The sequence below is a fragment of the Pyxidicoccus caerfyrddinensis genome, assembly GCF_010894405.1.
Lineage (GTDB): Bacteria > Myxococcota > Myxococcia > Myxococcales > Myxococcaceae > Myxococcus > Myxococcus caerfyrddinensis.
The window spans coordinates 725,581-736,475 of sequence record NZ_JAAIYA010000003.1; the positions used below are offsets into that span (position 1 = coordinate 725,581).

8 protein-coding genes are annotated in these 10,895 nt (G+C 70.5%); 7 read left to right on the plus strand and 1 reads right to left on the minus strand.

The genetic code is table 11. From position 1 onward, the window contains the following. Positions 1-37: 37 nt before the first annotated feature. Positions 38-946, plus strand: coding sequence for an MBL fold metallo-hydrolase (locus G4D86_RS10150; RefSeq protein WP_163992026.1), 909 nt, complete (start codon positions 38-40; stop codon positions 944-946). Between the two features lie 51 nt (positions 947-997). On the opposite strand, the gene G4D86_RS10155 is transcribed toward G4D86_RS10150, so the two are convergent. Next, complete coding sequence (locus tag G4D86_RS10155) at positions 998-1,714, minus strand: class I SAM-dependent methyltransferase (protein ID WP_163992029.1); 717 nt, start codon at positions 1,712-1,714, stop codon at positions 998-1,000. 122 nt (positions 1,715-1,836) lie between these two features. Between G4D86_RS10155 and G4D86_RS10160 the strand changes: the two genes are divergently transcribed. The 6 genes from G4D86_RS10160 to G4D86_RS10185 all read left to right on the plus strand — a co-directional run bounded on the left by G4D86_RS10160 (position 1,837) and on the right by G4D86_RS10185 (position 10,894). Next, on the plus strand, positions 1,837-2,949 hold the full coding sequence (locus tag G4D86_RS10160; RefSeq protein ID WP_163992031.1) for a vWA domain-containing protein: 1,113 nt from the start codon (positions 1,837-1,839) through the stop codon (positions 2,947-2,949). A gap of 101 nt (positions 2,950-3,050) precedes the next feature. Next, positions 3,051-4,514, plus strand: coding sequence for a choice-of-anchor D domain-containing protein (locus G4D86_RS10165; protein ID WP_163992033.1), 1,464 nt, complete (start codon positions 3,051-3,053; stop codon positions 4,512-4,514). Beyond that, positions 4,514-5,992, plus strand: a complete 1,479-nt coding sequence (locus G4D86_RS10170; protein WP_163992035.1) for a hypothetical protein — start codon at positions 4,514-4,516, stop codon at positions 5,990-5,992. Before G4D86_RS10165 ends, G4D86_RS10170 begins: the two co-directional genes overlap by 1 nt. Continuing rightward, a complete protein-coding gene (locus tag G4D86_RS10175; RefSeq protein ID WP_163992037.1) occupies positions 5,989-9,105 on the plus strand; it encodes an IPT/TIG domain-containing protein in 3,117 nt (1,038 codons plus the stop codon). Before G4D86_RS10170 ends, G4D86_RS10175 begins: the two co-directional genes overlap by 4 nt. Positions 9,106-9,178: 73 nt before the next feature. After that, a complete protein-coding gene (locus tag G4D86_RS10180; protein ID WP_163992039.1) occupies positions 9,179-10,213 on the plus strand; it encodes a hypothetical protein in 1,035 nt (344 codons plus the stop codon). A gap of 135 nt (positions 10,214-10,348) precedes the next feature. Next, positions 10,349-10,894, plus strand: coding sequence for a hypothetical protein (locus tag G4D86_RS10185; RefSeq protein ID WP_240360155.1), 546 nt, complete (start codon positions 10,349-10,351; stop codon positions 10,892-10,894). The last annotated feature ends 1 nt before the right edge of the window (position 10,895 follow it).

The following is a 10,895-nucleotide window of genomic DNA, read 5'->3' on the forward strand; positions in this document are numbered from 1 at the left end:
TGCGCGACCTTCAATTCCTGCTTCGTGGAGCCTACAAATGAGAAGTCTCCTGGCCGTCCTGGTGGCGATTCCCTCGGTGGCGCTGGCGCAGCTCCCGGACCCGGCGAAGGGGAACGTGACGAGCGAGCCTGTCGCCGGCAACGTGCACATGCTGACGGGCGTGGGCGGCAACATCGGCGTGTCGGTGGGCCCGGACGGCCTGCTCATCGTCGACGACCAGTTCGAGGTACTGGCCCCGAAAATCAACAAGGCCCTCGACAAGCTGAGCAAGGCGAAGATTTCGTACGTGCTGAACACGCACTACCACTTCGACCACACGGGCAGTAACGGCGTGTTCGGCCGCGAGGGCCGCATCGTCGCGCAGCGCGAGGTGCGCACGCGCCTGATTGCCGGCGTGGACATGGGCCCCATGGGCAAGATTCCTCCCGCGAAGAAGGAGGCCCTCCCGGTCATCACCTACGACACGGGCATGTCCCTCTACTTCAACGGCGAGGAGATTCGCCTGACGCACCTGCCCGCGGGCCACACGGACGGCGACTCGCTGGTGTACTTCGCGGGCTCCAACGTGCTGCACATGGGCGACCACTTCTTCGTGGGCTCGTTCCCGTTCATCGACCTGAATAGCGGGGGCTCGGTGGAGGGCTACCTGGCCAACATCGAGAAGGTGCTGGCGACGCTGCCGCAGGGCGTGAAGATCATCCCCGGCCACGGTCCGCTGGCGGGCCGCGCGGAGCTGGAGAGCTTCGTGGCGGCCATCCGCGAGTCCGTGTCGCTGGTGCGCACGAAGCGCGAGGCCGGCAAGACGCTGGCGCAGGTGAAGGCCGAGGGCCTGCCGGAGAAGTTCAAGCCCTGGGGCGCCGGCTTCGTCAACCAGGACATGTGGCTGGAGACGGTGTTCACCAGCCTGGACAAGGGCGCGAAGAAGGTGAGCGCGCCCACGCCGTAGTCGTCAGCTGAGTCAGTGCCCGGGGCTCACCGCGACGCGGTGGGCCCCGTTTCATTTCCGCGTGGCGATGACGGTGCTGAGCGGCGTGAAGGGCTCGGGGAGGATGCCGTCGCGCACCTCGACGGTGAAGCCCTCCGCTTCCAACAGGGCGCGGGCGCGAGGCACCAGGAACGTCAGGTAGTACATGACGAACGGCGGTCGCCAGAGCGCGTTGCGCACGCGCATGGCGGCGTTGAAGCCCTTGGCCAGCCAGAAGCCCGGGTGGAGCTTCGAGGGCGGATGTGACGTGACGAAGACGAAGCGGCCGCCGGGGCGCAGCGCCCGGGCGATGCCGCGCACCAGCCGGGGCTCGTCCTCCTCGAGGATGTGGCCGAAGGCGCCGAAGCTGGTGACGACGTCGAACTCGCTGTGGAACGGAAGCTCCAGCGCGTCGCCGCGAGTGAATTCGAAGCGTGCGTCACCGGGTGCGCCGGAGAGGCGGCGGCTGGCCTCCTCGAGCATGCCCTGGCTGAGGTCGAAGCCGACGACGCGCTCGCGGGCGAGGGGCCGGAGGAAGCGCATCGCGGCGCCGGTGCCGCAGCACACGTCGAGCGCACTGCCGACGGAGCCGGGCGGCCCGAACTGCTCAATCGCGGCCTTGAGGACGGGGTCCGGGGTGCGGAAGGGCGTGTAGTCGAACTTGGGGGCGAGCAAATCGTACCCACGCTCGACGGAGGAGAGCGCCTGTTTGGCCAGCTCCTGGAAGGTGGGCCCTTGGCGGTGGAACATGGTGCCCTCGCATGTAGCGCATCTTCGGCCGGTGCAGGGGGCGCGGTGGTGGAAGTGGAAGGTGGACGACGCGAGCCCGGGCGGGGCGCGAGGCGGGGAGGATGGGTTAGGCTGCACGCCCCATGCGCCGTGCCGCCGCGGTCGCCTTCCTGGCGCTCCTCTCCGTGTCCTGCCGTGACGAGCGGCTCGTGCCTTCGCTGCCGCCGGGCTACCACGTGGACACGTACGCGCAGCGCTCCGCCTCGGCGGTGGACGTGCTGTGGGTGGTGGATGATTCGGGCTCCATGGCGCCGAGGCAGGAGGCGCTGGCGCGCAACTTCCAGGCGTTCATCGCGCTGTTCCGCGAGGGGCGCATCGACTTCCGGATGGGCGTGGCGACGACGGACATCTTCACGCGTCCGGGAGAGCTGGTGGGCGAGCCGCGAGTGCTGGCCCCGGACACGCCGGAGCTGGAGCGGGCGTTCGCGGACAGCGTGAGGGTGGGCACGCAGGGCAGCGCGTATGAGGCCGGCCTGGAGGCGGCGAGCCGCGTGCTGGAGCGCCAGGCGCGCGAGAACGCGCCGGTGCTGGAGGCGCGCGCCGCGTGCGAGTCGGGCTGTGCGTCGTCGGAAGCCTGCCGCGAGGAATGCGCGAAGGCGCATCCGGTGCCCTTCCTGCGTCCCGGGGCGTGGCTGTACCTGGCCTTCGTGACGGACGAGGACGACCGCTCGCCGCACGACGTGCGCACGTACTGGCGGATGTTCGAGCAGGCGAAGGGGATTGGGAATGATGGGACGGTGGTGGCGTCGGCCATCATCGGAGACGTGCCGGCGAACGGGTGCGGCGCGGAGCCGGGGACGCGCTACGCGGAGCTGGTGAGGCTCACGGGGGGCGAGGTGGGGAGCATCTGCGACGCGGATTTCGCGGACACGCTGCGCACGCTGGCGACGAGCGCGGTGGGCCTGCGGCGCACGTTCGCGCTGGAGCAGGCCCCGAAGGTGGAGACGCTCCGGGTGCGCGTGCGCCATCCGTGTGGCACGGCACAGGAGTCACTCCAGGGTTGCGAGTCCGTGGACCGCACTGCCTGCGAGAAGCAGTCGGCGGAGGCGTTGGACGCGGTGTGCACGCCGGTGCAGGGCGGGGCGGATGGATGGACGTACGAGCCGGCGAGGCGGGTGGTCTTCTTCGCGGGTGACTCCGTTCCGGGGCTCGGCACGAGGGTGGAGTTGGAATACGTGGAGGAGGACGCGTCGTGAGGCGTCGCTGCGACACGTCTCCACTGGCGTCGTGCGCCCGTGTTCTCCACAAGTTGTTCAGCTCGTTTGAGGCGCCTCGCGCGAATGCGGAACAGCACCTGGTGTCGCGTGCTCGCGTTCTCCACAAGTTGCCCATCCTGCTCCTCGCGCTCCTCTGCCTCCTCGGAGCCGCGTGTGGCGGAGACGGGCCCGCGCGCCCGGTGCTTCCCCGCTGGGTTGCTCCGGAGCCGACGCTCGACTTCGGCCCGGTGCCCGCGCTGAACGAGCGCACGGTGACGCTGCCGCTGGTGAACGCGGGCCGCGCATCGCTGCGAGTCCTCGGAGTCACGGTGCGCGAAGCGGAGACCCCCTTTCGCGTGGTCTCCGCGCCGCAAGAAGTCGCCGCGCAGAGCGAGGCCCCCGTGACACTGGCCTTCGTCCCTCCACGCGAGGCGGCCTACACGGCGACGCTGGAGCTGCACACGGACGACCCGGAGCAGGGCGCGGTGGAGGTCTCACTCCGGGGAGAGGGCCGCACCGCAGCCAGTATCGAAGTGGACCCGCAGCAGCTCGACTTCGGCCGGGTGTCGGAAGGAAGCGCTGCGGTGCGGACCTTCACGGTGCGCTCGCGGGGCAGCGCTCCTCTGGTCCTGGAGGAAATCGGGCTCACGAGCGACACCCCCGCCACCTTCGAGCTGCTCGGCTCGACGCGAACCCCGGCGGTGCTGGACACCGGCACCGAGGTCCCCATCACCGTGCGCTACACCATGCTCGTGGGGTCCATGTCCGAGCCCACGAACGGCACCCTGCGCCTGCGCACCACGGACCCCGACCACCGCGAGGCCACGGTGCCGCTGCGCGGAGGAATGAACCGCGCGCCCGTCCCTGTGATGGCACCGCTGGGAGCCAGTGCACCGGGTCAGGAGGTGACGCTCGACGCAACGGGCTCGCAGGACCCGGATGGAGACACACCGCTCACGTATCAATGGACCCTCCGCCAGCGGCCCGTGGGTTCCCAGGCCGCCATCGCCCAGGCGGGAGCAGCAAGCACCGTGCTGCGGTTGGACCCGCTGGTTCCAGGCGAGTACGAGGTGGAGCTGCACGTGACGGATGCGGCGGGGGCTCGGAGCCTCCAGCCCGCGACGGCCCGCGTGGTGGCGGTGCCCGCGCAGCGACTGCTGGTGGAGGTGTCCTGGAACAACGCGCTGACGGACCTGGACCTGCACGTGCTGCGCGGGGCGGATGTGGTGTTGGGCTCCGCGCCGGATGACTGTCATTACGCGAATCCGCGTCCGGACTGGGGAGCACCCGGCCCGCTGGACGACCCGGAGCTGCTGCGCGACCGGCTGACGGGCTACGGGCCGGAGGTGTTCGGCTACGAGAGCCCCGTGTCCGGGACGTACCGCGTGGCGGTGGTGCTGGCTCGGGGGAATGGAGCCGTGGACCCTCGCAGCGAGGCCACGGTGCGGGTGTACGACCGGGGCGTGCTCAAGGGCGAGTTCCGCCGCACGCTGGCGAAGCAGGGCGACGTGTGGACGGTGGCGGACGTGCAGTGGCCCGCGGGCATCGTCACGGAGGTGCCGTGATGGCGCGCGCACTCACACGCGTCTCGCTGCTGTTCGCCCTGTTCCTCGCGGCCTGTTCCTCCGACCCCGCGAAGCCCGTGCCCGATGCGGGCCCCGAAGTCTCCGCTTGCGAGCACCGCGACGACTGTGAGGGAGGCCAGGTCTGCGGGACGGAAGGCTTCTGCGGCCCGTGCGAGTCCAGTGGCCAGTGCCGACTGAAGGAACGCTGCGAAGCGGACGCGCGGGTCTGCACCCTCCGCGAGGGCTGGGGCACCGACTGCACGGCCAGCGCGGATTGCGAGCTCGGGATGTGGTGCCGGCAGGGACTCTGTCGCCAGCGCGCGGACGTGGTCCTCTGTCCCTCAGGCACGCGAGGAGAGTGTCCGACAGGCCAGCGCTGCAACACGGCGAACCTCGTGTGTGAAGAGGACCTGGGCTGCGTGGAGGACGCGGACTGCGGTTTGGAGGAGCGCTGCAATACGGGGCTGCACGCCTGCGTGCCCCGCTGCAGCGAGGCCACGGAGTCCCAGGTCTGTGCCTCCGGAGAGCGCTGCGCTGAAGGCCGCTGCGTCCAGTGCGAGGCGGATGCGGAGTGCGGGCCCGGCCTTCGTTGTGACGCCGCGGGACGCTGCGCGGCGTCCCCTCGTTGCTACTCGGACCGGGACTGCACGGTACACCTCCAGTGCCACGTGCCGAGCGGAGCATGCCTGCCCGAGCCACCGCCCTGCACCTCGGACGACGGCTGCGCGGCCGACCAACGCTGTGAAATAGGAACCGGCACCTGTGTATCGAGGGCCTGCGAGCCGGACACACTGGAGCCCAACGACACCATCCCCACGGCATCTCCGGTACGAGCGAGCCGATACCTTGGCCTCACGCTCTGCCCGGACGACGTGGACCACTTCTCCATCGCGTTGGAGCGAGGTGACCAGCTCGGGGTGAACGTGGAGGCGGACGCCTTCGCGGAGCCAGCCTTCACCACCACGCTCCAGGACGCGAGCGGAAGGGTGCTCGCTTCGGGACACTTCCTGGCGACGCATGTCGCGGCGGTCCCCGGCACATACACCGTGCGCATCGCGGCGCGGAGCAGTGCGGCGCGAGCGTACGACGTGGGCTTCTTCCTCTCACGGGGAACACCGTGCGACGACGACTCCCACGAGCCCAATGACACTCCCGCTACGGCGACAGCCCTGACGGCGGGCCTGTCGCTGGAAGGGATGCTGTGTCCGCAAGACCAGGACCACTTCCGTCTCACCGTGCCGGAGGGGCAGGGCGTGCGGGTGTCACTGTCGAACTACGTCGCCGCGGACGGCTTGCTACGCCTGTGTCTCCTCGAAGGAGCGGACCCCCACGAGCTGGGCTGCTCCACCGAGGCCAACGGAGCGACGGTCTCACTGCCCACCTCCATCGCAGGAGGAAAGACGCTCACCGCGCGAGTCACCGGAGCCGATGCGCGCACTGCGAATGGCTACACCCTCCGCGCGGAGCTGCTGCCATGAGCCATGGCCGCCGGACCCGGTGCCATGTCACCGCCATCGCAGGCCTCCTGCGTCTGGCGGTGCTGCTCGTGCTCGCCGCCTGTGGTGACAGCCCGCGTCCGCCGGGAGTCACCCCCGACGCCGGCCTCATCGATGGGGGAAGCGGAGCCGAAGACGCGGGCACGGATGCGGGCTCCCAACCCGACGCGGGCCCCGCCCCCACGCTCAACTCGCTCCTGCCAGCACGGGGCGACAGTCGAGGTGGCACCTGGGTGCGACTGACGGGCAGCGGCTTCGTCCAGGGCGTGGCCGCGACTCCCACGGAAGCAGCCCGCCGCACGGTGCTCGAGCTGGGCGAGCGCGAGGTGCGCGACTTTCAAATCATCGACGACACTTCGCTCGACCTCCGGACACCGCCGGGCGTTCCCGGGCCCGCGAGCATCACGCTGGAGAACCCGCGAGGCACGGCTCGCTGCGAAGCCTGCTTCACGTACTTCGAATCCTTCGACCTGCGAGACCTCTCTCCGGCGGAAGGTGCGCTCTCCGGTGGCAACACGGTGACACTGGTGGGCACGGGCTTCCCCGCGCAGCTCCAGGTCCTCTTCGGAGGCACGGCGAGTCCCGCCGTCACACGAGTCTCCTCCACCGAATTGCGAGTCGTCGTCCCCCGAGCCCTGAACGAGGGGCCCGTGGACGTAAGGGTCCACGGGCAGGGAAGCGGAGGCGTGCTGCGGCGCGCGTATCGCTACATCAGCGACCCACGAATCACGGACCTCGCTCCGCTCACCGGCCCTCAGTCCGGAGGCACGCGGGTGGTGCTCACGGGGAAGGGCTTCGAGGGCACGACTGCCGTCCTCTTCGGAAGCACCCCCGCCCCACTGTTCCAGGTGGACTCACCATCCCAGCTCACGGCGACCACGCCACCGGGCCCGAGCGCGGGAGCCCTCGACGTGACAGTCCTCACCCCGCGAGGCCCCTGGAAGGTACGCAACGGCTTCACCTACGAGGAGTCCACCCCGGGCACTCTCGCCCTGCGCGGAGTCTTCCCCCACGTCGGCACGAGGGCGGACGGCACGGTGACGCTCACGGGGAGCGGGCTCGACGCGCCAGGCCTCGCGGTGTCCTTCGGAGGTCAGGCCGTCCCGCTCGTCACGGCCACGCCGACCACGGCCACTGTCACTGTACCCGTGCAATCCTCGCTGCCACGCATCGTCACCGTGAGCGCCACGGCCGGCACCGAGAGCACCAGCCTCCCGAATGGCTACACCTTCCGGCTCGCGCTCTCCCAGGTGACGCCCGACGCGGGGCCCACCGCCGGCGGGACGCAGGTCACGGTGGAAGGAACGTTCATTCCACCGGACGCGGTGGCGCGGGTGGGGGCGCTCGACGCCACGGCGGCCGCGACGCCCACGCAGGAACAGCTTCTCTTCACGACACCTCCAGGAGGCGCGGGCGCGCAGGCCCTCCATGTCTTCTCCGCGAGCGACCCGGAGAACGAAGCCCTCCTGCCGGCCGCCTTCAGCTACGAGGCGCCGCTCATGCTCGCGCAGTTGGAGCCCGTCCGAGGAGCCATCGCCGGAGGCACCCGCGTGACGGTGCGAGGCGCGGGCTTCGGTGCAGGCACCACCGTCACCTTCGGAGGCGAGCCCGCGACGGACGTGCAGGTGGTGGACGGCCACACGCTGACCTGCCGCACGCCGTCCTCGCGAGTGCAGTCCCCGGTGGAGGTGGCCCTCACGCGAGGAACCACCCGCACCGCGCTGCCCGAGGTCTTCACCTACTTCGACCCAAGGGGCCCCGGAGGACTCTCCGGTGGACCGCTCACGGGCACGCTGAACGTCACGGTGCTCGACACCTCGTCGGGGGCCTACGGTCAGCCGGTCGCGGGAGCACGGGTGATGCTCGGCCCGTATGCGTCGACTCCGCTCCAGGGCGTCACGGATGCGAGGGGCCAACTCACGCTCTCGGACCCACGGATGGTGGGCGCACAGGTCGCCACGGCCTTCAAGGACGGCTACGACGCGGTGACGGTGGCGGGCATCCGCGCGGAGAACCTGACGGTGTTCCTGCGCAAGCTCACGAGCGACGGCAACCCGGGCAACCCACCCGAGCTTTCCCCCGCCGCCATCACCGGTCGGGTGCGAGGCTTCAAGCCACCGAGGCCCCTCGGCCCGAATGAAGTGTTGGAGGCCCGAGTCTTCGTCGCCCAGCCGAGCCCCACCTCCGGCCCGCCCTTCGCGGGACCGGGAGACCGGCGCGCGGACACGTGGCGCGTGCGAGAGGACGGAGGCACGTTCCAGGTCCACAGCCAGCCCGGCCTGCGCGCGGTGTACGCGGTGCTGGGCGTACTGAAGGACGAGGTGGATTTCGAGCCCTACCTGCTCGGAGTGCGGCGCGGCATCGCGGCCTCATCCACGCGAGTCGCGCAAGGGCAGGACGTGGTGCTCGACATGCACCTGGACGTCACCGCGCCGCTCACGGTGGACGGCCCCATCAACATGTCGGGACAGCCCGCGCTGCACCAGGTGTACGCGTGGCTGGACCTGGGCGCGGAGGGACTGGTGCCGCACCCGCACAACTGGGGCACGGGGACGCGCTTCTTCTCCGTCATCGAAGGCCCGGGTCCACGGCTCACGTTCCCCGGCCTGCCACGGCTGGACGGAGCGAGCCTCCTGTTCCTCGACCTGCTGCGAGGCACCACCACGTATCCGCAGAGCCTGCTCTACCACCGTCAGCCGGGAGACCCCGCGCAGGGCATGACGCTCGGGCCCCTGCTACCGCTACCAACCTTCACCGTCCCTCCATCCGGCCAGCGCTTCACTGGCGAGGTGGCGTGGAGCACGGCCCCGTCGTCCACGGAGCCCGACGTGCAGCGGCTCACTCTCACCGCGCTGGGCGAAGGCAGCGGCATCCGCTGGACGGCCATCCTCCCGGCAGGAGTGACTCACGTCACGCTGCCAGTCCCCGCGCTGGAGTTGCTCCGCGCGGGTCTGCCCGAGGGCACTCGCCTGCGCGCGGACCTGTCCATGGCACGAGTGCCTCGCTTCGAGTACGCGCAGTGGACGTACGACACGCTCTCGCCCGCGACGTGGACCGCCTACGTGCTGAGCCGCTCGGAGGTCTTCGACCCGTGAACAACCGTCGCCGTTCATGGCCCGCGGCGCTACTGACGGCCTACGTGCCGAGCCGCTCGGAGGTCTGCGCTCCATGAACCATCGCAGCACATTGCTCGCAGCGCTGCTACTGCTCGTGCTCGCCGCCTGCCACGAGGACACTCCGGAGCCGGGCACGGTCTGCCGAGCGGACGCGGACTGTGGCTCGCCCGCGGAGGCGTACCGCTGCGACACGCAGGCCCATGTCTGCCGTTGCCGCACGGACACCGCTTGCGGCCCGAGCGAGACCTGCAACGCAGCAGGTTTCTGCCAGGACCGCGCGGGCTGCGAGTCGAACGCGGACTGCGGCGACGCCTCCCTCTTCTGCGACACGGGCACCGGGACCTGCCTCACCCGAGGCCGCTGCACCTCTGACCTGCACTGCCCGCTGGGCGAGGTCTGTGACGTCTCACGCACCGCGTGCGTGTCCGGCTGCCGGAGCGAAGGCGACTGTCCGGGCACGGCCTGCCGCTGTGGCGACGCGCCCTGTACCTGCGACGCCACCACGCCCGAGGGCCGTGCCGCCTGCGCGCTGGGCGTCTGCGACGCATCCTTCTGCGCGGAAGCCACGGACTGTGCCTTCGGCGAGCGCTGCGGCACCACCACCCACAGCTGCGACAGCGACTTCGACCCGACGCGCCGCCCCTACTGCGCGAGCTGCACCTACGGAGGCGGCCTCCAGGTTTGCGGTCGCGGCGCGAACTTCTGCCTGCGCGAGGCCACGAGTCCGGGCACCGCCTTCTGCGGCGTGGACTGCTCGCAGGGGCAGGGCTGTCCCCATGGCTACCAGTGCGCGGACGTCGTGGTGGCCGCGAGCCGTGCACGCTGTCGCTCGGATGCGGAGTGCGCGGACCGCTGTGTCATCGAGGAGGGCGACGTGGAGGGCTTCTGCACCTGCCAGCAGGACGCGGACTGTGTGCAGGACGCATGCAGCCAGGGCGCGTGTACGGTGAGTCGCCGGCCCTGCACGGGGGACGCGGACTGCCGCCCCATCCGCTGCGTGGACTCTGGAGGCGTGCGTGGCTGCCTCGTGGGGCAGAACTGTGCCCCCGAGGAGGGGTTGACCTGCGCGGAGGTCGCACCCCGCTAACCCCGCATGCTCCCGGGCCTTTCCAATGTAGGTCCAGGTGGCGCCCGCCCGGGGAAATGGCGAGGCCCCGGGCATTGAATGAACTGCGGGGACCCCCGTCAGAAGGTGCAAGCAGGACGACGGAGGTTGAACGACATGGCTCTCAAGACTGGTATCGCGTCCCTGGTTCTCGGCACCCTTCTCTTCGGCTCCACGGCGGCTCTGGCGGAAGACGGCAGCGTGCGTGACTGGGCCAACCAGGAGGCCTCGCGGCGGACGAACGGCGGCGACAACAACAACTACCGCGATGACCGCCGCAACGACCGCCACGATGACCGCCGCGACAACCGCTACGACGACCGCAACCATGGTGGCGGCAACGGCTACGTCGAGGTCCACGTCCACGGCAGCGCGTGCCACCACGGCCCGGCGCCGATGCCTCCTCCGCAGGCCCGTGGCCGCTACGAGCTGCAGACGGTGAACCGCTACGTCGACGGCCGGAACGACCGCGTGTGGGTCCCCGAGGTCTGCAAGGAGCGCTACACCCGGCGCGGGCACGTCACGAAGTGCACGGGCGGCTTCTACGAGAACCGCTGGGTCCCCGGCCACTACGAGGCGGTGCAGGAGTGGGTCTGGGTGTCCTACGGAAATGACGGCGGCTGGCGCAACAACCGCGCCCACGCGGCCAGCTACTACCCGTAGC

Excerpts from the sequence above, each read along its gene's own strand:
- G4D86_RS10160 (WP_163992031.1), top strand. The coding sequence starts at position 1,837 with ATGCGCCGTGCCGCCGCGGTCGCCTTCCTGGCGCTCCTCTCCGTGTCC.
- G4D86_RS10185 (WP_240360155.1), top strand. The coding sequence starts at position 10,349 with ATGGCTCTCAAGACTGGTATCGCGTCCCTGGTTCTCGGCACCCTTCTC.
- G4D86_RS10150 (WP_163992026.1), top strand. The coding sequence starts at position 38 with ATGAGAAGTCTCCTGGCCGTCCTGGTGGCGATTCCCTCGGTGGCGCTG.
- G4D86_RS10180 (WP_163992039.1), top strand. The coding sequence starts at position 9,179 with ATGAACCATCGCAGCACATTGCTCGCAGCGCTGCTACTGCTCGTGCTC.
- G4D86_RS10155 (WP_163992029.1), bottom strand. The coding sequence starts at position 1,714 with ATGTTCCACCGCCAAGGGCCCACCTTCCAGGAGCTGGCCAAACAGGCG.
- G4D86_RS10170 (WP_163992035.1), top strand. The coding sequence starts at position 4,514 with ATGGCGCGCGCACTCACACGCGTCTCGCTGCTGTTCGCCCTGTTCCTC.
- G4D86_RS10175 (WP_163992037.1), top strand. The coding sequence starts at position 5,989 with ATGAGCCATGGCCGCCGGACCCGGTGCCATGTCACCGCCATCGCAGGC.